Consider the following 25,051-nt stretch of genomic DNA (forward strand, 5'->3'; position numbering starts at 1 on the left):
CCTGCCTCGGCGCACCACCGGTCGTAGTCGGCGAGCGTCGGCCAGCCGTCCTGCAGCTGAAACCCGGCGAGGAGCCGCCCGCCCGGCACCAGCCGGCCCGCGCAGCGCGCGATCGCGGCCGCGCGGTCGGCTGCCGCGACATACGGAACGACGTTCCCGGCCAGCACGACGAGGTCGAACCGCTCGGTCGGACCGAGGCCCCGGTCGAGTTCCTGCAGACCCAGCCGCAACCAGCGCAGCGACGGCGCCTTCGCCCGGGCGGCGGCGATCATGTCCGGATCGGGGTCCACGCCGACGACGGCCACGCCGCGGCGCGCCAGCTCGATCGCGACCCGTCCGGTGCCGCAGCCGCCGTCGAGCACCGCGGCCGGTCGGTAGGACGCCACGAGATCGGCCTCGCCGTGCGGGTTCTGCCCCGCCGCAGCCATCCGGGCCCATCGTTCGTCGTAATCGTCAAGATCAACCTCGGTGCGCCACCGCGACCAGTCGCCGGGGAGCTCGGAAGCAGACACCTCCCGCACCCTACGGTGCCGGTGATCGGACGCTGCGGCGGGCGCTGCTGTGCGACCGGACGAGCGCACGACGGTCTTCCCCACCGAGACGGATCCCGGCCTCGTCGCGGGTGTCACTCCACGGCCTCGGGCCGGGTCGCGTCCTCCAGCCATGCGGCGAAGCGGCGGCGCACCTCGTCCGGTTCCGCGGTGAGGACCTGCACCTCCGGCACCGATTCGGCGTGCAGGTCGTGGACGTAGGTGATCCGTGCCCGGAACCGCCCGTCCTCCCACCACGTCCGGACGAGGAACGCGGCGGCACGAGGGGGGCGGGTCACGGCGGGCATCGTCGTCCGGCGGCGTCTCTGTGGTGTCTTCGGCGTCTATGAGGACAGTAGGCCGCTCGCCAGCTCGGTCATCCGGGGTGAGGGCGCGACGCCGAGCTCTCGCGCGAGCAGCGAGCGGTACCGCTGGTAGTGCTTGAGTGCGCTGCCGACGTTGCCCTCCGCGAGGTGGACCTCGACGACGATGCGGTGCGCGGTCTCCCGGATCGGCTCGATCGCGACGGCCGCGAACGCCGCCTCGAGCGCGGCGAGATGGCGCCCGGCCGACTGAAGCCGCTGGGCGAGGACCTCCAGCGCGTGCAGCCGGGTCTGGTCCCAGCGCTCCCGTTCGAGCATCAGCCAGTCGTCGGTCCAGGCCGGCAGCAACTCGCGACGAAGCGCCTGCACCAACTCGCCGCAGTCGGCCCCGGCGTCGCCCGGACCCGCGAGCACCTGCCGGGCCCTGGCGAGCATGTCCTGCAGGTCGACACGGACCATGGGCGAGAGCCGCAGCCGCGGACCGACACACTCGATCACGGGCACGCCCGCCATCTGCCGGCCCCGCCACAGCGCGGAGCGCAGGTTCGCGGGTGCGCGGCGCGGGGAGCTGTCGGGCCACAGGCGTTCCGCCACCGCGGAGCGGTGCAGGCCGCCGTCCTGCAGCGCGAGGAAGGCCACGAGACGTTGGGCGCCAAGGGGCAGGGCGATCCCGGTGCCGAGGTGAGCCGACTCGAAGCCGCCCAGGAGGGTGACGTGCACGAGATCCACGGGAGAGTGCGTCATGGGGGCCTCCGGGACCGTCAGCGCCGGTCGACTCTGACGAGTGAGTGTCCCACGGGCATCGCCGAAGCCGGTGCCATCAGTCAGGTCCGCCGCTTCCCGGCCGTCCGGGGTGCGTCGCCGGACGGTCACGATCGCATCACCCGCGCATCACCAACCGGGCAGCCACCGCTGCGGCCGGAGGGAACGCACGGTCGGCGGTCTCGTACGCACACGTCCGCGGTACGACTGGACAGACGTGTGGCACACCGGGGACGCGACGCAACGGTGACGCATGAGCCGGACGCTGTGTGCGCACGGGTGTGCACAGCGGAGCGGAGGAGCCCGGGATGGAGCCGAAGGACCTCAACCTCTACATCGAGCGGACCAGATCGGGTGACGCGCAGGCCGACGCGCCGGGGGACTCCGGCACTGCGCTGGCGGACGCCGTCGCCGCCCTGACCACCGCGACGGCGGCGCTGAGCCGGTCGACCGGGGCCGGGGGCACCCGGATCGAGGCCGGCGAAACCGCCTCGCTGTCCTTCGCGACCAAGCAGCGGATCCACGCCAGCCTGCAGCGGACACTCGCCGCCGAGCTGGCCCGGGAGGGCCCCACTCTGGGGCTGAAGCCCGGCGATCTCGTCGCCATCAGCAGCTCGGTCGGGCAGAGCATCTCGTTCTGAGGTCCCGCAGTCGACAGGAGCCGATCGTGGACGACGACGTATTCCGGGGTTTCGCCTGCCCACAGGTCGGGTTGAACCCGGCGCTGACCGAACTGCTGGTCGTCGACCACACCCGGCTCGTCGTCAAGGAGTTCCTGGAGCGCAACCGGGCCGAGCTCGCGGCACGGGCGCCGGGGACCGACGCCGTCCTGGAGTCCTGGGGCGCCGCCGACGGCGGCTTCGACGTGGCCTGGCATCCGGCCTTCGGGGACGCCCACGCCGCGGTGCTCGGCGGGGCCGTCGACCCCGTCCGGTGCGCCTGCGCCCTCGCGCTTCGCCTCGCGGAGGCCGGGCACACCGGCCGGTGGCGGGCCGACCTCGCCGAACCCGCCCGGCTACGGTTCGGTGGACGGCTCCTGCCGGCGACCCGGACGATCCGGGTCACCGCCGAGCCCGACGCGGTGACGATCGACACCGACGGCGCCGGAACGGTCGACCTGCGACGCCGGGAGGCCGGCTGGCACACCGATCAGGTCCCGGCGCTGCCGGTCCTGCGTCGCGGCCCGCTGCGGGTGACGCTCTCGACCCCGCTGGTGCTCTCGCCCGCGGCCGCCGACCGGTTGCTGCACGCCGACGCCTACACGTTCGGGGTCGAGGACTCGGCGGCCGGCGGGGCGGACTGGACGGCGACCTGTCGGGCGGCGATCGACCTCATCGCCGACGCGGCACCCGTCTACCTGCCCTGGGTGGCGACCGTGCTGCGCGAGCTGATCGCGCTGCGGGCGCGGCCCGGCACCTTCAACAGCGGAAGCGAACGGTTCTCGCCGGGCGTCGTGTGCGTCTCCGACCAGCCCTACGTGTGGCCGCTGGCCGAGATGCTCGTGCACGAGGCGACCCACCAGTACCTGAACATCCTCACCCGGCTCGGCGGGCTCGACGACGGCAGCGACGAGGGCCGGTACTTCTCCCCGTTCCGCAACAAGGACCGGCCGATCTTCTTCATCGTGGTCGCCTACCACGCGTTCGGCAACGTGCTGCTGTTCTACCGGACCGCGCGCGAGAACGGATTCCTTCCCTCGGGTATGCCGGCCGCGGAGGACTTCGCCGATCGCGAACGGACCCTGCGCCGCCAGCTGGGCGAGATCGAGCCGGTGCTGCGGCGCGCCACGTCGCTCACCGCGTTCGGCCGCGCGCTGTGGGAGCCCGTGTCCGACCAGATCCACCGCTAGCCGAGGGAGACGACGATGGCCCAGCCCGTCGCGCCCGCCGACTTCGGCGTCGCGCTCGTCTGCATGCCCTTCGCCTCCGCCGACCGGCCATCGATCCAGCTCGGCCTGGTCGGCGCCGTCGCCGAGGCGGCCGGGTTCCCCGTCGACCTCCTGCACTTCAACCTCGATCTGGCCGCCGAGCTCACCCCGGCGGTGTACGAGCTGCTGTGCGAGCGCCGGTCGCATATGACCGGGGAATGGCTCTTCGCCCCCGCGGCCTTCGGCCCGGACCACGCAGGCGCCGAGCGCGAGTACTTCGAACGCTTCCCCGACGAGTTCTCCTGGTGCACCGAGATCGGGCAGGACGAGAGCTTCTTCGTCGACCTCCGCCGGGTCCGGCTGCCCGCCTTCGTCGACCGGTGCCTCGCCGCGGTGGACTGGGATCGCTACCGGGTGGTCGGGTTCAGCTCCCTGTTCCAGCAGAACGTGGCCTCGCTCGCCCTGGCCCGCCGGATCAAGGAGCGCCACGAGGGCGTCGCGATCGTGTTCGGTGGGGCGAACATGGAAGGGGAGATGGGCGAGGAGTACGCCCGCGCGTTCCCGTTCATCGACCACGTGGTGTCCGGCGAGGCCGACGACGCGTTCCCGGCCCTGCTGCAGGCGCTCGCGCAGGGCGTCCGGCCGCGGCACGTCCCGGGGCTGGTCAGCCGCGCCGGGCCCGGTCTCGAACGCGGCGCGCCCGCCGCGCCGGTCGAGAACCTCGACCGGCTGCCCGTCCCGAACTACGCGCCCTACTTCCGGCAGGCCGAGGAACGCGGGCTGCGGCCGTACTACCAGGCCACCTACACCGTCCCCTACGAGAGCGCGCGAGGCTGCTGGTGGGGCCAGAAGCACCACTGCACGTTCTGCGGCCTGAACGGCGAGACCATCGGCTTCCGGTCGAAGTCCCCGCAGCGGGTGCTTGCCGAGCTGAGCGCGCTCGCCGACCGTCACGACGTCTGCTCCTTCGTGGCGGTCGACAACATCCTCGACGTGCGCTACATCCCGACGCTGTTCGCCGAGATCGAGCGCGCCCGGCTCGACTACAGCTTCTTCTACGAGGTCAAGGCGAACCTGACCCGGGAACAGATCCGCACCCTGCACCGGGGCGGTGTTCGGCGGGTCCAGCCCGGCATCGAGAGCCTGAGCACCCACGTGCTGCGGCTGATGCGCAAGGGCTGCACGATGTTGCAGAACGTGCGGTGCATGAAGTGGTGCGCGTACTACGGCATCGGGGTCAACTGGAACCTGATCTGGGGTTTTCCCGGCGAGACCGTCGAGGACTACAAGGACGAGCTGGAGGTCCTGCGGGCCATCCGGCACCTCGAACCACCGGTGGGCTACGGCCGGATCTGGCTCGAGCGCTTCTCCCCGCACTACACCGATCCGGCGTTCCCGGTCCGGCATCGGCGGCCCGAGGCGAGCTACCGCTACGTCTATCCCGACCATGTCGACCTGGTGAAGGCGGCCTACTTCTTCGACTACGAGATGGGCGACACCCTCGCCCCCGAGACGCATCGGGCGACCCATGAGTTCGTCAGCCGGTGGCGCGCGGAGTGGGCCGCGGGCGAGCGGCACTCGCTGACCTACCGGCGCACGGCCGGCGGCATCCTCATCGACCGCAACCGCGGCCCACGCGACCAGCACACGCTCAAGGTGACCGGGGCGAACGCCCTGATCTACGAGTTCTGCAGCGACACCATGCACGGACCGAGACAGATCGCCGAGCACCTGCGCCGGACCGACGAGCGCCACGAGTACACGGTCGAGGAGGTCCGCGCCGCGCTCACCGAGTTCTGCGCCGCGGGCCTCATGCTGGGTGAGGACGACAAGTACCTCGCGCTGGCCCTGCCGCTCAACCCGAACTGGTAGGTGCGTCCCCGATGCGGACTCGCAGGCTGGGCTCCACCGAGCTGCGCGTCTCCGAGCTGGGGTTCGGGTGCTTCGCGATCGGCGGCAACCGGTCCGGCAACAGCTACGGCCCGACCGACGACGCGACGTCGATCGCCGCGGTGCGCACCGCCCTCGAGCTCGGCTACCGCTTCTTCGACACCGCCGACGTCTACGGCCTCGGCCACAGCGAGACGCTGCTGGGCCGCGCGCTGCGCGAGGCCGGACACCCGTCCGACGTCGTGGTCGCCACCAAGGGTGGCGCCCGGTTCGACGGTGAACGGGTGCGCGCCGACTTCTCCGGGCGTCATCTGCGGTCAGCCGTCGAGGCCAGCCTGCGGCGGCTGGGCCGCGACCGCGTCGAGCTGTACCAGCTGCACGACCCGCCGCTGTCGGTGCTGCGCGCCGGTGCCGTCTTCGATGTGCTCGACGGCCTGGTCGCGGAGGGAAGGATCGACCACTACGGGGTCTCGGTCCACACCCCGCCGCAGGTCGCGGCCGCCCTCGCGCACCCCCGGGTCCGGACGGTGCAGATCCCGTTCAGCCTGCTCACCCAGGTCGAACCCCAGGACGCCTGGGAGGCGGTCTTCGCCGACGCGCGGCGCCGCGACGTCGGGCTGATCGCCCGCGAACCGCTGGCCGCCGGGTTCCTCTCCGGTCGGCACGCCGGGGGCCGCACCTACGGCGCGGGCGATCTGCGGGGCCGCTGGCCGCCCGCGCGCCGGCGGATCTACATCGCCCTGGCCGAGGTGTTCCGCCACCACGAACGGCCGGACCGGACGATGGCGCAGGCCGCGTTGCGTTTCGTCCTGGACGAACCCGCGTTCGCGACCACGATCGTCGGCATCAAGACGCCGGCCCAGGCGCGGGAGAACGTCGCCGCGACCGGCCTGCCCCCCTTCGCCGAACTCGAGGCAGGACAGGAGATGTGATGGCACCCGCCGAGCTGTCGGTACTCGTCCAGGGAGACCTCCCGAGGGAGGTGTTGCAGAAGATCGGCCGAGCGGTCCGCCAGGCGGCCCTCGACGCCATCGCGGACCTGGACCTGCAACCGCCGCTGGTCGAGCGGCCGCTCGCCGATCTCCGGCTGGCGAAGACCATCCGCCGCCCCCTCGCCGACGCGGCGATCGGCGGCCCGATCGGATTCTTCGTGGCCCAGGTGGAGCGGTGACCGGCGCGCTGTGCCCCAGCAGCACCTGCCGCGAGGGGCATCTCCTGCTGGGGATCGTCGGCCCGGACGGGACGGTGGTCGGGCTGTTTCCGCCGCTGGAGGTGGACCGCGGCTTCGTCGAGACGGCGACGGCGGGCCGCCGCCCACCGGAGTCGCGCTTCCGGTTCGCGGGCCCCTGCGCGGAATCGTCGTGTGGTCATTGGGACGGCGCGCGGTGCCGCGTCGGCGATGCGCTCACCGCGGCCGCTCCCCGGCTCGCCGAGCCGGTCCCGCCGCCCCGATGCGCGATCCGGGCCTCGTGCCGCTGGTGGTCCCAGAACGGCGCCCTCGCCTGCGCGTCGTGCTCCTGCGTCGTACACACCGTGCACACGCCGTGATGTCACGAACCGCGGTCCCACGAACCGCACCGCCAGGGAGTCACCGATGACCCGGCCATCCGGCGACCGAACCTGGGCCCGCCTGCGCGACCAGGCCGCGGCGGCGCCGGTCCGGCCGCTCCCGCTGGAGGAGGCGGACACCATCGCCGGTCGTTCCGGGGTCGCGTCCGGGGTCATCGCGCGGGCCGAACGTGGCCCCGCGCTGGTCGAGTTCAGCCTCGTCGGCGACCGCGCGATCTTCGAGGGTGACATCGTCCTGGGCGCGGCGCGGGACCTGACCAGCGCGCTCGCCGACGCCGCACCGCCGGCCGGCGAGAACGTGCTGTTCGCCGCCGTCGTCACGGATCCGATGAAGCGCTGGCCCGGCGGCCGGGTACCCGTGGAGCTCCCACCCCGGGACTCGGTCATCGCCGAGGTCGCCGCGTCCGCGATCGCGGAGATCAACGCTCGGACCAACGCGCAGCTGGTCCCCCGCACCGACGCCGACGCCGACTACGTCACCTTCGCGGTCTCGGCGTACTGCAGCTCGGAGGTGGGTCGATCCGGGGGATCGCAGACGGTCGATCTCGCGCCCGCGGCGACGGTCGGCAACGCCGTGCACGAGCTCTGCCATGTGCTCGGGCTCTGGCACGAGCAGAGCCGGGAGGACCGGGACCAGCACATCCGGATCCACTGGGACCGGATCCGGCCGGGGTTCGAGGCGAACTTCCGGCAACGGATCACCGACGGCGACGACGTCGGCCCCTACGACTTCGGGTCGATCATGCACTACCCACGCAACGCGTTCAGCGTGGACGGGTCGAGCACGATCGAACCGCTGGTCGCCGGTGTCGAGATCGGGCAACGGACCGCCCTGAGCGACGGCGACATCGCCGCCGTCAACACGCTGTACCCCAGGACCACGCCGTCGACGCCGTCGACTCCGGCGACCCCGGCTCCGGGCAACGTCCAGTACTCGACCGACGTCCCCGCGCGCAGCGTCGTCGTGGTCATGAGCGGCGGCTGGCACCCCCGTCGGCGCGTGCACTGGGACGTCGTCCCCACCGCCGGCGGCACCGATGTGCCGCTGCTGAACTGGCGGCTCGACATCGGGCACGACACGGCGGGCGACCTGCTCTACTACTTCACGATCACCAACCTGACCGACGCGCCACTCGGCGCCGAGGTCAGGTACGTCATCCTCGAGGAGGCACCCGGATGAGGTCGGCACGGCTCATCGTCCGGATACCTGCCCTGGGGCGCGTCCTGGCCCCGGCCCAGTTGGTGATCAGCATCGAGGACACCCGGCGACAGGACGCTCCGGCGGTCGTCGTCGCCCGCCTGCAGTTCGACCTCGACGAGCTCGACGCCACCGAACCGGCCGAGCTCATCCTCGACTGCCCGCTGCCCGCCGAACGGCGCAGCTACGAGGTCGGCGCCGTTCTGCATCTGCACCGGGACGGTGTCCTGCGGCAGGGAGACCTGACCAACGTCGTCGCCGTCACGGTGCGGGAGTCCGCGGTCGCCGAGGTACCGCTGGTCCGAGTTCCCGAGCCCTGACCCGGCGTAGCCCGGCTACCGGGTGTCGCCCGTCCACACGTCGGTGATCGGGTCGGTGTCGGCGCTGTGTCCCAGCGGCGCGAGCCCGTACATCGCCTGCAGCGTGCGCAGCAGCCGATAATGGTCGACCCGCTCGGCGTACTGCCCCGGCGCGACCATCGGCCCGGCGAAGACGGTGACGATCCGGTTGTCACCGCCCGGCGACTCCGCCTCGTCGAACGTGACGACCAGCAGGCTGTTGTGGTCGTGCGCCCAGCGCAGGTAGCCGTCGAGATGCTCGCGGGCCCAGCCGTCGCCGGTCGCGACATCGCAGTCGTGCATGTCGTGGCACAGGTTCGGGATCAGGAACGAGACCGTGGGCAGGTCCGCGTAGTCGGCGGGCAGGTCCGACAGCGGCCGGTTGGCCTCGGCCGGGACGTTCGAGAAGTTCACCCACGGGTTGTGCTTGCGGACGTAGTCGCCGTCCTCGCAGCCGGTGTAGCCGACCGCGGGCAGGTCCTCGGCATACCCGGTGAACGTGCGCCCCGCTTCGACGAGCTGGCTCGCCAGGTTGGGGGTGGGGAACGGCCCGGTGCAGCTGTCGTCCGCAACACCCTGGGTATCCCCGGAGAACAGGGCGAGGTAGTTGGGCTGGCTGGGATGAGTCTCGGCGTGCGCATCGGTGAAGTCGGCGCCCTGGCGGGCCAGCGCGGTCAGGTAGGGCGCGTCAGGGTTCCCGAGGATCTGGTCGGCGTCCTTGTTCTCGAACACGACGACCACGACATGATCGGGGGTGGGGACCCGGGCCGGCGCCGGCGGCTCGCGGGTCGTCGCGCACCCGGTCACGGCGACCGCCAGGACGACCAGGAACGCGGTCAGCGCCCGCCCCGCCCGCTGCGGGGCCATCGCGAACCCGTCAGCTCGTCGCATCGTGCCGGCGGCGCCGACGCAGCCGCCTGCGCGTCGCCGCCACGGCCACCAGGCCGACGAGGACCTGTCCGCCCAGAATGATCTTGTTGACGTCGACGGCCGGATGCCAGGACACCGTGCCATCCGCGCCGATGCTGAACGCCCCGACCGGGCGGGCCACCACACCCGCGCCGCTGCTCCCCGCGAGGTGGCTCACGCGGCGGCCGCCGATGCCCCCGCCCGCGCGTACCCGGGCGACCGGGACGACGGTGGTGCCGTTCTTCTCGATCGGGGGGCCGAACACCTGGTCGCGACCGAGCCGCTCGGCGACGATGGCGACCACGTCCGAGGCCGCACGCTGCGGCGGTGTCTGCTCGGTTGGCGTCAAGGAACTCATGGATCCACCCTGCCACGCGGGTCAGCCACAGACGGCGCCCTCGGCGGCCGACCCCACCAGCTTGGCGTACTTGGCCAGCACTCCGCCGCGGTCCACCCGTGGCGGTGTCCACCGGGCGCGACGGCGGTCCAGCTCGACGGGGTCGACGCCCAGGTCGAGCGTGCGGGTCGTCATGTCCAGGGTGATCGGGTCCCCGTCGCGGACCAGCGCGATCGGGCCCCCCTCGGTGGCCTCCGGAGCGATGTGCCCGACGCACAGTCCGGTCGTCGCGCCGGAGAACCGGCCGTCGGTGACCAGCAGGACGTCCGCGCCCAGCCCGGCCCCCTTGATCATCCCGGTGACCGCCAGCATCTCCCGCATGCCGGGGCCGCCGCGCGGGCCCTCGTAGCGGATCACCACGACGTCCCCGGCGACGATCGAGCCGTCGGCGACGGCGTCCTGCGCCCCCTGCTCCCCGTCGAACACGCGAGCGGTGCCGCAGAACCGCGCCCCGACAGAATCAGCACCGCCGAGGCCCGCGCTCTTGACCACCGCTCCGTCCGGGGCGAGCGAGCCGCGCAGGACGGTCAGCCCGCCGGTCGGGTGCAGGGGGTCCGACAGCGCGTGCAGGATGACACCGTCGAGGTCCGGTGGGGCGATCGCGGCGAGATTCTCCGCGACGGTCGACCCGGTGACGGTGAGACAGTCCCCGTGCAGCAACCCCGCCTCCAGCAACGCCTTCATCACCACCGGCACGCCACCGACCTGGTCGACCGACGCCATCACGTACCGCCCGAACGGTTTGACGTCGGCCAGCTGCGGAACCCGGTCCCCGATCCGGTTGAAGTCGTCGAGCCGCAGGTCGACGCCCGCCTCGCGGGCGATCGCCAGCAGGTGCAGGACCGCGTTCGTCGAACCACCGAACGCCATCACCACGGCGATGGCGTTCTCGAAGGCCTCCAGGGTGAGGATCTGCCGCGCGGTGATCCCCTCGGCCAGCAGGTTCACCACGGCCTCGCCGGACGCGCGGGCGATCCCGTCGCGCCGCCGGTCGACCGCCGGTGGGCTGGCCGAGCCCGGCAGCGCCATCCCCAGCGCCTCCGCGGCGCTGGCCATGGTGTTGGCGGTGTACATGCCGCCGCACGCCCCCTCGCCCGGGCAGATCGCCCGCTCGAGCTCCTCGACCTCGGCGCGGCTGATCAACCCCTTCACACAGGCCCCGACGGCCTCGAAGGCGTCGCCGATGTTGACCTCGCGGTCGCCGAGGTGCCCGGGCAGGATCGAACCCGCGTAGACGAACACCGCCGCGAGATCGAGCCGGGCCGCGGCCATCAGCATGCCGGGCAGGCTCTTGTCGCAGCCGGCCAGCAGCACCGTGCCGTCCAGCCGCTCGGCCTGTACCACGGTCTCCACCGAGTCGGCGATGATCTCGCGGCTGACCAGCGAGTAGTGCATCCCGACATGTCCCATCGAGATGCCGTCCGAGACCGAGATCGTGCCGAACTCCATGGGGTAGCCGCCGGCGCGGTGCACGCCCTCCTTGACGGCGATCCCCAGCCGCTGCAACGACAGGTTGCAGGGGGTGATCTCGTTCCAGCTCGAGGCGATCCCGATCTGTGGCTTGGCGAAGTCCTCGTCACGCATCCCGACGGCCCGCAGCATGGCGCGCGCCGCGGTGCGTTCGAGGCCGTCGGTGACGTCGCGACTGCGGGGCTTCAGGTCGTGCGCGGTCATCGCCTGCCCTTTCGCGATGCGGTCGGGTATCCCAGTCTGCCGGGTCCTGACGCGCCGCGCGTGGGGCCGGCGACCCTACCTGCTCGGCCGGCCCGAGGTGGCGAATCCCCGGTCGCGGCGGACGCTGGCGCGCCTGCCCTTGAGGGTGGTGGTCCCGCGCAGCGAGCGCAGCACCTCGTCAACAGCGTGCTCGGGCACCTCGACCAGCGCGTGCCGTTCGTGGATCTGGATGGCCCCGATATCGCGCCCGGACAGCCGCGACTCGTTGGCCAGCGCCCCCACGATGTCCTGCGGGCGCACCCCGGCCGCCCGCCCGGCCGACACGAACAGCCGGGTGGTCCCGGCCCGCGGCGGGCGCGCGCCCTGGCCGCGGTCGCCGGACTCGCGGCGTCCGCCACGACCCGAGCCACGGCCGTCGCGCGGCGCCGACACCACGGGGATCTCCGTCTCGTCCTCGGCCGCTCCGGAGACGGCCTGAGCCATCCGGACGGCAGCCGCGGCCACATCGACCGGATCGAACTCGACCGCCAGCGCCGCGACCATCGCCCGCACGCCGTCGGTCTCGGCCGACGCGTCGCCCGCCAGCGCGACGAGTGTGTCGCGAAGCGCCTCGCTGGTCCGCTCGAGCCGCGCGGCACGCAGGTCGGCCACCGTCGGCACCGTGGCGATCGGCACCGGCATCCCGGTCAGGCGTTCGATGTTGCGCAGGCTGCGCATCGACGACGGCGCCGCCAGGGTGATCGCGACGCCCTCGCGCCCGGCCCGGCCCACCCGGCCGATGCGGTGCACGTAGGCCTCGGGCGACTTCGGCACGTCGTGGTTGACCACGTGCGACAGTTGCTCGATGTCGAGCCCGCGGGCCGCCACGTCGGTCGCGACGAGCAGGTCGGTGCGGCCGTTGCGCAGCCGGTCGACCACCCGTGAACGATGCTCCTGATCCATCCCGCCGTGCAGCGCCTCGGCCCGCAGACCCCGTCCCGTCAGCGCCTCGGTGACCGCATCGACGTCGGCGCGGGTCCGGCAGAAGACGATCGCCGCGGTGGGCCGCTCGAGCTCCAGGATCCGGCCGAGCGCCGCGGTGGTGTGGGTCCGCGGGACCAGGTACGCGGTCTGCCGGACGCGCGGCGCCTCGCCCTCCGGGACGACCTCGCGCTCGATGCGCACGGTCACCGGTTCGCGCAGGTAGGTCCGGGCGAGCGTCTCGATGCGCCGCGGCATCGTCGCCGAGAAGAGCACGGCCTGCCGGGTCTGCGGGATCGCGGCCAGGATCGTCTCGATGTCCTCGAGAAAACCCATGTCGAGCATCTCGTCGGCCTCGTCGAGCACGACGACCCGGAGCTCATCCAGGCTCAGCGCACCCCGGTTGAGCAGGTCGATCGCCCGGCCGGGGGTCGCGACGACGATGTCGACACCGCGCCGCAGCGCGCCCAGCTGCGGCCCGAACGGGGCGCCGCCGTACACGGCGAGCACCCGGGCGTCGATCTGTTCGCCGTACCGGGAGATCGCCTCGGTGACCTGCATGGCCAGCTCCCGGGTCGGGGCCAGCACCAGGCCGAACGGGGCGGTGCCGCCGCCGGGGCGCTCCTCGGCGAGGCGCTGCAGCATCGGCAGCGCGAACGCCGCGGTCTTGCCGGTGCCGGTGGCGGCCTGGCCGATCAGGTCACGCCCCGCGGTCAACGGGATGATCGCCTCGGCCTGGATGGGGCTCGGGCGTTCGTAGCCGAGCTCGTCGAGCACCCGAAGCAGCTCCGGGGCCAATCCCAGCTCGGCGAAGGTCGGACCGTCGCAGCGGTCGGCGTCGTCAGCTTCGTCAGCGTCGGTCAGGTCGAAGTCGGTCAGGTCGAGCTCGTCGGTCTCGGGCAGGTCCAGCAGTGTGCTCACACATATCCTCGGTCGCAGGGGGTGGCCGGCTCATGGGTGGACGGCGCACTCCGGGAGTCACGAAAGCCCGCAGGCCCTGCGGCAGAGATACGTGGACCGATGGGGCTCGCGGCCGGCCCGCGCGGCCAGCCGGTTCAGTAGTATCTCACGCCCTGATCACGCGCCGTCGAGGGGTACGACGCGGCTGGCGGACACGGTGTTCCCGGCTCGGGGACCGCCCTGCCGGTCACGGTGGTGCAGGCGCGAACCGCGGGGTCGGTGGACCCGGCCCCGCGGCTGTCCGCGCACGCTCAGCGCTTCCCGCCGCCGGTGTCGAAACCGGCCCGACGCAGCGCGTCGGCCATCGCGTTGTTCGCCGGACCCGCGCTCGATCCGCGCCGGTCGCCGCCGCGCCGGTCCTTCCCGCCGCGCCGGTCCTTCCCGTCGCGCCGCTCCCGGGTCCCACCGCCGCGCTGGGGGTCGCGGCGGGGCCCCTTCGGCCCGCCGGGTTCGTCGTCCAGCCGCAGGGTCAACGAGATCCGCTTGCGCGCCTCGTCGACCTCCAGCACCTTGACCCGCACGACGTCGCCGGACTTCACGATCTCGCGCGGATCGGAGACGAACTGTTTGGACATCGCCGAGACGTGCACCAGACCGTCCTGGTGCACCCCCACGTCGACGAAGGCGCCGAACGCCGCGACGTTGGTCACGACGCCCTCCAACAGCATCCCCGGCTTCAGATCGGCGATCGTGTGCACGCCCTCGGCGAACGTCGCGGTGCGGAACGCGGGGCGCGGGTCGCGGCCCGGTTTCTCCAGCTCCGCGAGGATGTCGGTCACCGTGGGCAGCCCGAACCGCTCGTCGAGGAAATCCGTCGGCCTGAGCGCCTTCAGCTTCGGGGCGTTGCCGATCAGCTCGGCGATATCGGTCTTGGCCGCCTGCACCATCCGCCGCACCACCGGGTAGGCCTCGGGGTGCACCCCGGAGACGTCGAGCGGCTCGTCGCCGCCGCGGATCCGCAGGAAGCCGGCGCACTGCTCGAACGCCTTGGGCCCCAGTCGGGGGACGTCCGCCAATGCGGTCCGGGTCCGGAACGGCCCGTGCTGGTCCCGGTGCGCGACGATGCTCGCCGCGAGCGACTCGCCGATGCCCGAGACCCGGCGCAGCAGCGGCACGGACGCGCTGTTGAGATCGACGCCGACCGCGTTCACACAGTCCTCCACGACGGCGTCGAGCGAACGGGACAGCGCCGACTCCGGCAGATCGTGCTGGTACTGACCCACCCCGATCGACTTCGGGTCGATCTTCACCAGCTCGGCGAGCGGGTCCTGCAGCCGGCGGGCGATCGAGACCGCCCCGCGCAGCGACACGTCCAGATCGGGGAGCTCGGCCGAGGCGTAGGCCGACGCCGAGTACACCGAGGCCCCGGCCTCGCTGACCATCACCCTCGTGAGCTTCAGTCCCGGGTTGGCCGCGACGAGCTCGCCGGCCAGCCGGTCGGTCTCCCGCGACGCGGTGCCGTTCCCGATCGCGATGAGCTCGACGTCGTGCGCCGCGGCGAGCCTGGTCAACGTCGCCAGCGCGCCGTCCCAGTCCCGTCGCGGCTCGTGCGGGTAGACGGTGTCGGTGGCCACCACCTTTCCGGTCGCATCGACGACGGCGACCTTGACACCGGTCCGCAGACCCGGATCCAGCCCCATCGTCACGCGGGTTCCCGCGGGGGCGGCCAGGAGCAGATCACGCAGGTTCGTCGCGAAGACCCGGATCGCGGCCTCCTCGGCGGCGGCCCGCAGCCGGACCCGGATGTCGATGCCCAGGTGCAGCAGGATCCGCGTCCGCCAGGCCCACCGGACGACGTCGGCGAGCCACGCGTCGGCGGGCCTGCCCTCGTCGGCGATCCCGACGTACTGCGCGATCGCCCGCTCGTACTCCGAGGGCGCACCGGGTTCACCGGCCTCGCCGCCCGGCTCCAGGGTGACGTCGAGGACCTCTTCCTTCTCCCCGCGGAAGACGGCGAGAATCCGATGGCTGGGCAGGCTGGTGAACGGCTCGGCGAAGTCGAAGTAGTCGGCGAACTTCGCTCCGGCCACCTCCTTGTCCTCGCGCACCTTCGACACGAGCACACCCTGGGTCCACATCCGCTCCCGCAGCCCGCCGATGAGATCGGCCTCCTCGGAGAAGCGTTCGACGAGAACCGCCCGGGCGCCCTCCAGCGCGGCCGCGGCGTCGGGGACGTTCTCGCTGCGGTAGCCCTCGGCCGTGGCCATCGGGTCCAGGGCCGGGTCGGCCAGCAGCGCGTCGGCCAGCGGCTCCAGCCCGTTCTCCCGCGCGATCATCGCCTTGGTCCGGCGCTTGGGCTTGTAGGGCAGGTAGATGTCCTCGAGCCGGGCCTTGGAGTCGGCGGCCAGGATCTGCGCCTCGAGGGCGTCGTCGAGCTTGCCCTGGCTGCGGATCGACTCCAGCACCACGCCCCGGCGTTCCTCGAGCTCGCGCAGATAGCTCAGCCGCTCCTCGAGCGTGCGCAGTTGCGCGTCATCGAGCGCTCCGGTCGCCTCTTTGCGGTACCGGGCGATGAAGGGAACGGTGGCGCCGCCATCGAGAAGCTCGACCGCCGCCGCGACCTGGTGCGGGCGCACGCCGAGTTCATCGGCGATCCGCTGCTGAACTGAGCCTGACTTATCCGTCACCGACACATCGTGCCCGATGCCGTACCCGCGAGTGACACGTACCGCTCCGGCGGTGCGTGCCGCTCACGAGCGCAGCGACGCGGAACCGGTGATCGACGCGGGCTGGCCGGGAACGCCTGCCGTCAGGCCGATCCGCTCGCCGTCGGGCGTCGCCTCCGCGATCACCGGAACACCGGCGAACGCCGGCCGGGTGAGCCGGAACTCGAACGTCCCGACCGGGCGGTCAGGGGCGTTGCGCCGCGGCAGTTCCAGCAGCAGCAGCGCGAGTAGCGGCCCGTGCACGACCAGGCCGGGATAGCCCTCCACACCGGTGACGTAGGTCTGGTCGTAGTGGATGCGGTGGGCGTTATAGGTCAGCGCGCTGAACCGGAACAGCAGGGCCGGATCGGGGTCCAGGCGCATCCGCCACACCCGCGGGTCGGCGGGCGGTGGCTCGGCCGCGACGGGCGCGGGCGCCGTGGCCGGGGCGGAGCCGGGCCGCTGACTGCGGTAGACGATGTCCTGCTCCTCGGTCAACGCGACGGCACCGTCCTGGAGGTACTCGTGGCGCACGGTCAGGAACAGCATCTCGCCGCTGCGACCGTGCTTGGGCGTCACCTCGAGCAGCGACGAGCGGCGCACCACCTGCGCGCCGATCCGCAACGGCTCGTGGACCTCCAACCGCGCTCCGGCGAACATCCGGCGCCGGTCCGGGATCGGTGGCAGGAAGTGCCCGTGCGCGGGATGCCCGTCGTCGCCGAGGTCGGCCTGTGCCGGGTGTTCGAGGTGGTGGAACCAGTGCCAGCCCAGTGGGAGCGGGTCCCCGTCCACCTCGACCGGGGAGGGCTGGTCCAGCAGGGCGGCGAAGGCCGCGGACGGCCAGCGGTCCAGCCGGGTGCTGACCTCTACCGGCCGGGGCGCCCACCCTGCCACGTGCTCCGCCAGTCCCGTCACGCCGTCGACCTCCGTTTTTGCCGATGAGAGCACCCTGTGAGTGCGTAACAGTGTTCTAACACTGTTACGCACTCACAGGCAGGAGGAGGGCGACGCACTCCACATGGTGGGTCATCGGGAAGGCATCGAACGCTCGCAGCCCGGCGAGCCGATAGCCACAGTCGCCGAACAGCGCGATATCGCGCGCCAGCGCGGCCGGGTCGCAGGCGACGTGGATGACGCGGGCCGGGGCGACGGCGGTGAGCGCGCGGACGAGGGCACCGCCGAGGCCCTTGCGCGGCGGATCGGCGACGACGACGTCGGGACGCTCGCCGAGCCCGCCCAGCAGCCGCTCCACCCGTCCGACCCGCCAGTCGACCTGCGGGAGGTCGGCGAGCGCGGCCCGCCCGTCCTCGACGGCCCGGCGCGACGACTCCACGACCGTGACCCGCCCCTCGGGACCGACCTGCCCGGCGAGCACGGCGGCGAACAGTCCCACGCCGCCGTAGAGATCCCACCCGATCCCGCCGTGCGGCGCCGCGGCCCATTCGGAGACGACGTCCGCCAGCGCGTCGGGCAGGGCGGGATGCACCTGCCAGAACACGCCGGGTGACAACAGCCACTCGCGACCGGCCGCCCGCTGCACGACGGGGCCGGGGCGGCCGTCGACGTGGCGTCGGCCGTCGACGTCCTGCGCCACCTCGATCTCGGCGCCCGGCGCGGACGGGTGCGCCAGCACCGGCCCGAGCAGCCCCGGGGGCGCGATCGGGCAGTCCGCGATCGGCAGGACGTCGTGACTGCGGTGGGCACGCAGACCCGCCCTGCCCTCGGCGTCCACGGCCAGCCGCACCCTGCTCCGCCAGCCCAGCGTCCCGCCGGGTAGCTCGGCCACGGTCACGTCGGTGTCCAGGCCGGCGAGTCGGCGCAGCTGCTCGCGCACGACCTCGGCCTTGAGCGCGCGCTGCGCGGCGGGGGTGGCGTGCTGTAGGTCGCAGCCGCCGCAGCCGCCCGCGCGCGCCCACGGGCAGGCAGGCTCGACCCGGTCGGGATGGGCGTCGAGCACGCCGATCGCGTCGGCCCGGCAGAACGACCCGCCGGCGTCCTCGGTGACCACGGCGCGCACCCGCTCCCCGGGCAGGGCGTGGCGCACGAACACCACCCGGCCTTCGTGCCGGGCCACGCAGTGCCCGCCATGGGCGATGGGCCCGATCTGCAGCTCCAGCACCCGGTCGGTCCAGTCGAGCGGCGCGGCCGCCGGGCTAGCGGGCACGGTCGCCCTCCCTCGTCCGAGTCGGCGCGCTGTCGCCGCGGGAGGCGTTCGTCAGCTGATCCAGTGCCGGGTAGCCGCGGCGCGAGGAACCCGGCGCCGGCGGCGGCAGGCGCTTGGCCGCGTACTTGGACGACTCCAGCTGCCACGGCACGCTGGTCACCATCACCCCTGGCTGGAACAGCAGTCTGCCCTTGAGCCGCAGCGCGCTCTGGTTGTGCAGGACCTGCTCCCACCAGTGCCCGACCACGTACTCCGGGATGAACACGGTCACCACGTCGCGCGGGTTGTCGGTGCGGATCCGCTTGACGTACTCCAGCACCGGCCGGGTGATCTCTCGGTAGGGCGACTCCACCACCTTCAGCGGAACGGGCAGCTTCCGCGCGGCCCAGTCGGCCATCAGCCGCTTGGTATCGGCGTCGTCGACGTTGACCGTGACCCCCTCGAGGACGTCCGGGCGGGTGGCCCGGGCATAGGCGATGGCCCGCAGCGTGGGTTTGTGCAGGGTCGAGACCAACACGATCGCGTGGTTGCGCGAGGGCAGCACGGTGTCGGCCTCGCCCGCCCGCAGTTCCTGGGTCACCCGGTCGTAGTGGTGCTGGATCGCCTTCATCAGCAGGTAGAAGCCGATCATGCCGAGGATCGCGATCCAGGCGCCGCGGGTGAACTTCGTGATCAGTACGGTGACCAGCACGATCCCGGTCAGGGTCGCGCCGAAGGCGTTGATGGTCTGCGCCCGGCGCATCCGCAGCCGCTCGCGCCCGTCGGTCTCGGTGGCCAGCAGCCGGCGCCAGTGCCGCACCATGCCGGTCTGGCTGAGGGTGAACGACACGAACACACCGACGGTGTAGAGCGGGATGAGCCTGGTGACCTCCGCCCCGAAGCCGATCACCAGCACGATCGCGAAGCCGGCCAGCAGCAGGATGCCGTTGGAGAACGCCAGCCGGTCGCCCCGGGTGTGCAGCTGACGGGGGAGGTAGCGGTCCTGCGAGAGGATCGACCCGAGCACCGGGAAGCCGTTGAACGCGGTGTTCGCGGCCAGGATCAGAATCAGCGCGGTGAACACGAGCACGAAGAAGAACCCGGCCCGGAAGTCGCCGAACACCGCGTCGGCGAGCTGGGCGACCAGCGTCTGCTGCACGTAGCCGGGGGCGTCGGGGAACTGCGCGGCCGGGTCCTCGGCGATCTGCGCCCCCGTCAGCCGGGCCAGCACGATCAGCCCCATGAACATCGACACCGCGATCAGACCGAGCATCATCAGGGTGGCCGCGGCGTTCCGGGACTTCGGCTTACGGAACGCGGGCACGCCGTTGCTGATCGCCTCGACACCGGTCAGGGCGGCCGCGCCCTGGGTGAACGAGCGCAGCACGAGCAGGGCCAGCGCCATCCCGGTGAACGAGTCGCCGATCGCCACCATGTGCAGGTCGGCGCTGGCCGCCCGTACCTCGTCGCCCAACAGCAGGATCCGGGTGAGCCCCCAGATGATCATCGCGATGATTCCGACCATGAAGGCGTAGGTCGGGAGCGCGAACGCCGTTCCCGACTCCCGCACGCCGCGCAGGTTCATCGCGGTCAGCAGCACGATCGCCGTCACGGCGATCGGGACCCGGTGCTCGGCCACGAACGGCACCAGCGCACCGAGGTTCGCCATCGCCGACGAGATCGACACCGCGACCGTCAAGGTGTAGTCGACCAGCAGCGCGCTGGCGACGGTGAGCCCCGCGTTGCGGCCGAGGTTGACCGTCGCGACCTCGTAGTCGCCACCACCGGACGGGTAGGCCTGCACGTTCTGCCGGTAGCTGGTGACGACGGTGAGCATCACCACCGCGACCGCCACCCCGATCCATGGCGAGAACGCGTAGTACGACAACCCGGCGACCGAGAGCGTCAGCAGGATCTCCTCGGGCGCGTACGCCACCGACGAGAGCGCATCGGAGGCGAACACCGGCAGGGCGATCCGCTTCGGCAACAGGGTGTGGGTGAGGCGGTCGCTGCGCTGAGGCCGCCCCACCAGGATCCGCTTCACCGCGACGGCGAGCTTGGGCACGAGCGGCAGCCTATGCTCACCGCGCAACATCGACGCCACGGCGTCGGGGCACCCGAGATCCATGCGGTCGGAATGCGGGCTACCGTGCCGCCCATCGGGGTTTTCGCCACAGGGAGGGCACCGCGATGTACGTCGTGATCATGGGCTGCGGCCGGGTCGGCTCGGGGCTCGCGACCGGCCTGGAGCGGCTCGGCCATGAGGTCGCCATCATCGACCGCAACCCCCAGGCGTTCCGCAGGCTGGGCGCGGATTTCCGGGGCCGCCAGGTCGTCGGGGAGGGATATCACCGCGAGGTGCTCGTCGAGGCGGGTGCGCAGAAGGCGAAGGCGTTCGCCGCCGTCTCCAACGGGGACAACTCCAACATCATCGCCGCTCGGGTGGCCCGGGAGACCTTCGGGGTCGAACGCGTGGTCGCCCGCATCTACGACGCCAAGCGGGCCGCGGTCTACGAGCGGCTCGGCATCCCGACGGTGGCGACCGTGCCGTGGAGCACCGACCGGCTGATGCGCATGCTGCTGCCCGACTGGGTGGCCACGGCCTGGCGCGAGCCCTCCGGCACGGTCGCGGTGCTGCCGTTGCCCCTGCACGAGGGCTGGCTCGGACGACCGGTGCGCGAGCTCGAGGAGACCGCGGGCTGCCGGGTCGCGTTCCTCGTCCGGTTCGGCACCGGTCTGCTGCCCAAACCCGACACCGTGGTGCAGGCCGAGGACGTGGTGTACGTGGCTGCGGTGTCGGGCACGATCAGCGATGTGACGGCGACAGCCGCCGCCCCGCCACAGGAGGGTTGATCGGCATGCGGATAGCGATCGCGGGCGCTGGAGCGGTCGGCCGCTCGATCGCCCTCGAGCTCCTGGAGAACAAGCACCAGGTCATGCTCATCGAGCGCGACCTGTCCCAGATCGAGCCCGAGGCCGTCGAACCCGCCGAATGGGTGCACGCGGACGCATGCGAGCTCGCCTCGCTCGAGGAGGCCGGTCTGGAGCGCTGCGACGTCGTCATCGCCGCCACCGGTGACGACAAGGTCAACCTCGTGGTGTCCCTGCTGGCCAAGACGGAGTTCGCGGTGCGCCGCGTCGTCGCCAGGGTGAACGACCCGCGCAACGAGTGGCTGTTCGGCGAGAACTGGGGGGTCGACGTCGCCGTGTCCACCCCGCGGCTGCTGGCGGCGTTGGTGGAGGAGGCCGTGGCGGTCGGCGACCTGGTCCGGCTGATGACCTTCCGCCAGGGGCAGGCCAACCTCGTCGAGGTCACCCTGCCGGACGACACCCCGCTTGCCGGGCGGCCTGTCGGGTCGGTGCGGCTGCCACCCGACTCCGCGCTCGTCGTCATCCTCCGGAGGGGCCGGGTGATCGTCCCGGAGCGGGACGACGCGTTCGAGCCCGGCGACGAGTTGCTGTTCGTGGCGACCTCGGCGGTCGAGACGGACATCCGCGCGGCGCTGCAGCAGTAGGACGATCAGGCGGCGCCGGGCCCGGGTGACGGCCGCCGGGCCCGGCGGACCGCCCAGAACGTGACCAGCAGGGCCACCCCGAACAGGGGATAGCCCATCAGCAGTCGAGCGACCCCCAGCCAGTCGGCCTCATCGACCCGGTAGAGCCAGCCCTGCACGACCAGCCGGGCGCCGAACACCAGCGCCCACAGCAGGCTGGCCAGGGTGTAGGCGCGCAGCAGCGGTCGGTTGCGGCGCCAGGCGTGCCCGTCGCCGTTGACGGCGTGCCAGACGACCCCGGCCAGCGGCCAGCGCACGACGACCGAGATCAGAAACGCCAGGCAGAGCACACCGCTGTAGATCAGACCCGGCAGGTAGAAGTCGCGGGCCTCACCGCTGCGATTGGCCAGGAACGCGCACACCCCGACGGCGATCAGCCCGGAGACCGCGGGCTGCAACGCCTCCCGGCGCACCAGCCGCAGCACCGCGACGAGCGCGCCGGCACCCAACGCCGCGATGAGCGCGGCCCGCAGTCCGGCCACCATGTTGACCGGGATGAAGACCGCCACCGGGATCGAGGAGTAGACGACACCGGCGATCCCGCCCATCTGCTCCAGGATCGAGGGCCCCGGAACCCGGCCCGGGGGCGGTGCCCCCGGGTCGACCGCGGGAAGCTGCTCGGTCGGCTCGTCGCCAGTGCGTCGGGGGGCTGCCTGAGGCCCGGTCACTGGGTCTGGCAGATCTCGTAGAACGGGTTGTAGATGACCTTCCTCCCGTCACGCTCCGCGACCCGTCCCTGGACGCGCATGGTCCGGCCCGGCTCGACACCCGGGATCCGGCGTCGACCGAGCCAGATCAGCGTGACCCCCTCGGTGCCGTCGAACAACTCTGCCTCAAGGGTCGCCTCGGCCTCCTGCGGGCAGATCTCCACACTGCGGAGCCTACCGAGCATGGTGACCTCCTGCCCGAGGGCGCAGTCGCTGGCGCGCTGCGCCCCGGATCGCTCGGAGTCCTCCGAGAGCGCATCGGCGTCCAGTGTCTCGACGTCGCTGGTCAGTTTCCGGAGCATACGGCGGAAGGCCCCACCGTCCGTGCTGCCCATCTCTCTCCTTGGCTGCTCGGGCGCGGGCCGGATTCGTCGGATTCGGCCGCTACCCGACCTAGCGTAACCCGCGGGAAACCTCAATTGTGCCGATGACCAGGGCGACGGTGCCGCCCGGACTCCCGTTCCAGGGCGGCGAACCGGACCGTTGGATCATCGGCAAGGTAGGCCAGCGCCGGTTGGGCGCCCTGGCCCGGCCAGGGCGCCGATGACACCGCGGCCTCCTCGTCGTCGGGCCGGGCGTGCCTGCCACGCCGCGCCGGGGTCGGCGTCGCGGCCGACGAGGTGAGCACCGGCATCGGTCCGGTCGGCACCGAGTCCGCGTCCGTCCCGGCCGCCGGATCGGGTCCGGCCGGATGCGGCCGCGCAGGAAACATCGTGGTCGGCACCTCGGCCACCACCGGCTCGGGAGCGCGGCGCCGGCCACCGGGGCGCGCACCGGCCGGCGGCCGGAACGGGACGACGCCGGGGCCTGCGGCGCGGCGTCTGCGCCCGCCGGGGCGCGGCTGCGCCGGGGTCACCTTCGGCAGCAGGGAGGTGGTCTCCGGGTCCGGGGCCGCGGCCGCTGCCCCGGCTGCGGCGGGGACGCGGTCGGGCGCCGCGGAGTCCGGTACGAGCTGGGGCTGCGGGTCGGTCGGCACCGGCGCAGCGAGCTCCACGGCCTCGGCCTGCGCCGCCTTGGCGGCCGCCTCCTGCTGCTCCTTCAGATGCGCAGGCAGCTCGAGGGGCAGCACCGTCCGCGGCGGATACGGCGCCCGGCCCCGCACGACGACGGTGCCACGCAGCATCCGGCGCAGCTCGGCGTCGAGGTCGACGGCGTGCTGCACCGGGCCGGTGGCCACGCCGTAGAGCATCCACCGGGGCCCGTCGACACCCACGAACACCGACGAGGCCCCCTGGGTGTGGGCGCGCAGCTCCCGCCCCCAGTCGCCCTGGAACGACCGAACCTGGGCCCCGCCGTCCCGAAGCGAGGCCTCGATCTCCTTGACCAGTTCCGGCCACAGCCGCGACGAGCGGGGCGCGGCCAATGCGCTCACCGACAGCCGCCCCTCGGGCAAGGCCACATGCACGGCCTGCAACCGGCCGTTGGCCGTCGGCTCCACGGTGACCGCCCCCCGGCCGGGGACGGCAAGACGGAGCGCGCCGAAGTCGGTCCGGGCCTCCGGGTCGTCGTCGAGATCGAGCTCATCGACGTCGAACGGCCCGAACCGCGGCCGCTCGGCCGCCTCGTCGACGGCCACGGCACCGGGCGCCACGTCGATCGGTCCGAACCCGTCCAGGATGCTGCGATCGCGGCGAGCCACTACGGCGACTCCCCTGCAACGCCGGTACCGCGCTCCGCAGGCGCGCCGAGCCGGTCGTGCCCACCGGTCGACCCGTAGCCGCCGGCTCCCCGATCGGAGTCCGGCAGCTCGGCGACCTCGACGAACCTCACCCGCTCCACACGCTGCACGAGGAGCTGGGCGATGCGGTCACCCCGACGGAGCACCAGTTCGTGGTGCGGATCGTGGTTGATCAGGCAGACCTGGATCTCCCCGCGGTACCCGGCATCGATCGTGCCCGGGGCGTTGACGACCGAGAGCCCGGCCCGGGCGGCGAGGCCGGAGCGGGGATGGACGAACCCGGCGTAGCCGGTGGGCAGGGCGATCGCCAGCCCGGTTCCGACGACGCCACGCTCGCCCGGTGCGAGCACGAGGTCCCTCGTCGTCACGAGGTCCACACCCGCGTCGTCGGCGCGGGCGTATGCGGGAACGGGGACACCTGGATCGAGCCGGGTGAGCAGGACGTCGAGCGGAGGATCGACGAACGGCTCGGCGGACGGCTCGTGCGGGGGAGCATCGACGGGGCCGGGCACGACGTGCGAGGCTACCCTCAGCGTTCGTGAGCAAGCACCCGTCGTCCCCGGACTCTGCGACGTCCGGCCGTGCTGCGTTCGACGAGCGGTTGTCCGTCCCGTGGTGGTGGTACCCGCTGGCGGTCGGTGTCGGCGCCCTGCTGGGCGCGGAGATCCATATGGGCTATCCGGGGCTGCGTTCGTGGATCGGGTACGCAATCATGATCCCGCTCCTGACCGCGGCCCTCGTCTGGCTGGGCAGCACCAGGGTCACGGTCGCAGCCGGCGAGCTGCGGGCCGGGCGGGCGCGGGTTCCGCTGCGGTTCGTCGGGCGCACCGAGATCGTGCCCCGACCGGACAAGCAGGTGGCGCTGGGCCCGGAGCTCGACCCGGCCGCCTACCTGCTGCATCGAGCGTGGGTCGGTCCGGTCGTGGGGGGGGGGGGGGGGGGGGGGG

At 72.7% G+C, this 25,051-nt stretch carries 26 protein-coding genes; 11 read left to right on the forward strand and 15 right to left on the reverse strand.

The window, feature by feature from the left end; all coding sequences use genetic code 11:
* The 3 genes from ACFQE5_RS07625 to ACFQE5_RS07635 all read right to left on the reverse strand — a co-directional run.
* On the reverse strand, positions 1-512 hold a 512-nt coding region (locus ACFQE5_RS07625), incomplete at its 3' end, for a class I SAM-dependent methyltransferase (protein ID WP_379584117.1).
* A 113-nt stretch (positions 513-625) separates the two neighbouring features.
* The gene (locus tag ACFQE5_RS07630) at positions 626-829 is read right to left on the reverse strand and encodes a hypothetical protein (RefSeq protein ID WP_379584118.1); all 204 of its coding nucleotides are present in this window, start codon (positions 827-829) and stop codon (positions 626-628) included.
* A 45-nt stretch (positions 830-874) separates the two neighbouring features.
* The gene (locus ACFQE5_RS07635) at positions 875-1,597 is read right to left on the reverse strand and encodes an AfsR/SARP family transcriptional regulator (RefSeq protein ID WP_379584119.1); all 723 of its coding nucleotides are present in this window, start codon (positions 1,595-1,597) and stop codon (positions 875-877) included.
* A 326-nt stretch (positions 1,598-1,923) separates the two neighbouring features.
* On the opposite strand from ACFQE5_RS07635, the gene ACFQE5_RS07640 reads away from it, so the two are divergent.
* Genes ACFQE5_RS07640 through ACFQE5_RS07675 form a run of 8 tightly spaced genes read left to right on the forward strand, consistent with a single transcriptional unit; the run spans position 1,924 to position 8,459 of the window.
* On the forward strand, positions 1,924-2,256 hold the full coding sequence (locus ACFQE5_RS07640; protein ID WP_379584120.1) for a hypothetical protein: 333 nt from the start codon (positions 1,924-1,926) through the stop codon (positions 2,254-2,256).
* 26 nt (positions 2,257-2,282) lie between these two features.
* Positions 2,283-3,464 (forward strand): aKG-HExxH-type peptide beta-hydroxylase, encoded by a 1,182-nt coding sequence (locus ACFQE5_RS07645; protein WP_379584121.1) that lies wholly within the window; start codon positions 2,283-2,285, stop codon positions 3,462-3,464.
* 15 nt (positions 3,465-3,479) lie between these two features.
* Positions 3,480-5,354, forward strand: a complete 1,875-nt coding sequence (locus ACFQE5_RS07650) for a RiPP maturation radical SAM C-methyltransferase (RefSeq protein ID WP_379584122.1) — start codon at positions 3,480-3,482, stop codon at positions 5,352-5,354.
* A gap of 11 nt (positions 5,355-5,365) precedes the next feature.
* Entirely contained in the window at positions 5,366-6,304 is a 939-nt protein-coding gene (locus ACFQE5_RS07655; RefSeq protein ID WP_379584123.1) for an aldo/keto reductase, read from the forward strand.
* Positions 6,304-6,543: a hypothetical protein gene (locus ACFQE5_RS07660; RefSeq protein ID WP_379584124.1), complete on the forward strand. Its 240-nt coding sequence runs from the start codon at positions 6,304-6,306 to the stop codon at positions 6,541-6,543. Before ACFQE5_RS07655 ends, ACFQE5_RS07660 begins: the two co-directional genes overlap by 1 nt.
* Positions 6,540-6,920 (forward strand): hypothetical protein, encoded by a 381-nt coding sequence (locus ACFQE5_RS07665; RefSeq protein ID WP_379584125.1) that lies wholly within the window; start codon positions 6,540-6,542, stop codon positions 6,918-6,920. The genes ACFQE5_RS07660 and ACFQE5_RS07665 overlap by 4 nt, the downstream gene beginning before the upstream one ends.
* 46 nt (positions 6,921-6,966) lie before the next feature.
* Positions 6,967-8,121, forward strand: a complete 1,155-nt coding sequence (locus ACFQE5_RS07670) for a M12 family metallopeptidase (RefSeq protein WP_379584126.1) — start codon at positions 6,967-6,969, stop codon at positions 8,119-8,121.
* The gene (locus tag ACFQE5_RS07675) at positions 8,118-8,459 is read left to right on the forward strand and encodes a hypothetical protein (RefSeq protein ID WP_379584127.1); all 342 of its coding nucleotides are present in this window, start codon (positions 8,118-8,120) and stop codon (positions 8,457-8,459) included. Before ACFQE5_RS07670 ends, ACFQE5_RS07675 begins: the two co-directional genes overlap by 4 nt.
* 15 nt (positions 8,460-8,474) lie before the next feature.
* On the opposite strand, the gene ACFQE5_RS07680 is transcribed toward ACFQE5_RS07675, so the two are convergent.
* The 8 genes from ACFQE5_RS07680 to ACFQE5_RS07715 all read right to left on the reverse strand — a co-directional run bounded on the left by ACFQE5_RS07680 (position 8,475) and on the right by ACFQE5_RS07715 (position 20,230).
* On the reverse strand, positions 8,475-9,368 hold the full coding sequence (locus ACFQE5_RS07680; RefSeq protein ID WP_379584128.1) for an alkaline phosphatase family protein: 894 nt from the start codon (positions 9,366-9,368) through the stop codon (positions 8,475-8,477).
* Positions 9,355-9,744: a hypothetical protein gene (locus ACFQE5_RS07685; RefSeq protein WP_379584129.1), complete on the reverse strand. Its 390-nt coding sequence runs from the start codon at positions 9,742-9,744 to the stop codon at positions 9,355-9,357. The genes ACFQE5_RS07680 and ACFQE5_RS07685 overlap by 14 nt, the downstream gene beginning before the upstream one ends.
* Before the next feature lie 21 nt (positions 9,745-9,765).
* Entirely contained in the window at positions 9,766-11,457 is a 1,692-nt protein-coding gene (ilvD, locus tag ACFQE5_RS07690; protein ID WP_379584130.1) for a dihydroxy-acid dehydratase, read from the reverse strand.
* A 75-nt stretch (positions 11,458-11,532) separates the two neighbouring features.
* Positions 11,533-13,338, reverse strand: a complete 1,806-nt coding sequence (locus ACFQE5_RS07695; protein WP_379584131.1) for a DEAD/DEAH box helicase — start codon at positions 13,336-13,338, stop codon at positions 11,533-11,535.
* Between the two features lie 290 nt (positions 13,339-13,628).
* On the reverse strand, positions 13,629-16,004 hold the full coding sequence (locus ACFQE5_RS07700) for a Tex family protein (protein ID WP_379584132.1): 2,376 nt from the start codon (positions 16,002-16,004) through the stop codon (positions 13,629-13,631).
* Between the two features lie 63 nt (positions 16,005-16,067).
* Positions 16,068-16,937 (reverse strand): FAS1-like dehydratase domain-containing protein, encoded by an 870-nt coding sequence (locus tag ACFQE5_RS07705; RefSeq protein WP_379584133.1) that lies wholly within the window; start codon positions 16,935-16,937, stop codon positions 16,068-16,070.
* A gap of 64 nt (positions 16,938-17,001) precedes the next feature.
* Positions 17,002-18,186, reverse strand: a complete 1,185-nt coding sequence (locus ACFQE5_RS07710; protein ID WP_379584134.1) for a class I SAM-dependent RNA methyltransferase — start codon at positions 18,184-18,186, stop codon at positions 17,002-17,004.
* Positions 18,176-20,230: an APC family permease gene (locus ACFQE5_RS07715; RefSeq protein ID WP_379584135.1), complete on the reverse strand. Its 2,055-nt coding sequence runs from the start codon at positions 20,228-20,230 to the stop codon at positions 18,176-18,178. The genes ACFQE5_RS07710 and ACFQE5_RS07715 overlap by 11 nt, the downstream gene beginning before the upstream one ends.
* Before the next feature lie 125 nt (positions 20,231-20,355).
* On the opposite strand from ACFQE5_RS07715, the gene ACFQE5_RS07720 reads away from it, so the two are divergent.
* Both ACFQE5_RS07720 and ACFQE5_RS07725 read left to right on the forward strand, forming a co-directional pair.
* Complete coding sequence (locus ACFQE5_RS07720; RefSeq protein WP_379584136.1) at positions 20,356-21,018, forward strand: potassium channel family protein; 663 nt, start codon at positions 20,356-20,358, stop codon at positions 21,016-21,018.
* 5 nt (positions 21,019-21,023) lie between these two features.
* Positions 21,024-21,680 (forward strand): potassium channel family protein, encoded by a 657-nt coding sequence (locus tag ACFQE5_RS07725; RefSeq protein ID WP_379584137.1) that lies wholly within the window; start codon positions 21,024-21,026, stop codon positions 21,678-21,680.
* Positions 21,681-21,685: 5 nt separating this feature from the next.
* Here ACFQE5_RS07725 and ACFQE5_RS07730 read toward each other — a convergent pair whose 3' ends face one another.
* From ACFQE5_RS07730 to dut, 4 genes are all read right to left on the reverse strand, one after another.
* Positions 21,686-22,267 (reverse strand): DUF3159 domain-containing protein, encoded by a 582-nt coding sequence (locus ACFQE5_RS07730; RefSeq protein ID WP_379584138.1) that lies wholly within the window; start codon positions 22,265-22,267, stop codon positions 21,686-21,688.
* A gap of 116 nt (positions 22,268-22,383) precedes the next feature.
* Positions 22,384-22,761 (reverse strand): OB-fold nucleic acid binding domain-containing protein, encoded by a 378-nt coding sequence (locus ACFQE5_RS07735; protein WP_379584139.1) that lies wholly within the window; start codon positions 22,759-22,761, stop codon positions 22,384-22,386.
* 80 nt (positions 22,762-22,841) lie between these two features.
* Entirely contained in the window at positions 22,842-24,065 is a 1,224-nt protein-coding gene (locus ACFQE5_RS07740) for a DUF3710 domain-containing protein (protein WP_379584140.1), read from the reverse strand.
* A complete protein-coding gene (dut, locus tag ACFQE5_RS07745; RefSeq protein WP_379584181.1) occupies positions 24,065-24,544 on the reverse strand; it encodes a dUTP diphosphatase in 480 nt (159 codons plus the stop codon). The genes ACFQE5_RS07740 and dut overlap by 1 nt, the downstream gene beginning before the upstream one ends.
* A gap of 98 nt (positions 24,545-24,642) precedes the next feature.
* On the opposite strand from dut, the gene ACFQE5_RS07750 reads away from it, so the two are divergent.
* The coding region (locus ACFQE5_RS07750; RefSeq protein WP_379584141.1) for a DUF3093 domain-containing protein at positions 24,643-25,051 on the forward strand (409 nt) is incomplete at its 3' end.

It is taken from the genome of Pseudonocardia hispaniensis (genome assembly GCF_042658695.1).
Classification (GTDB): domain Bacteria; phylum Actinomycetota; class Actinomycetes; order Mycobacteriales; family Pseudonocardiaceae; genus Pseudonocardia; species Pseudonocardia hispaniensis.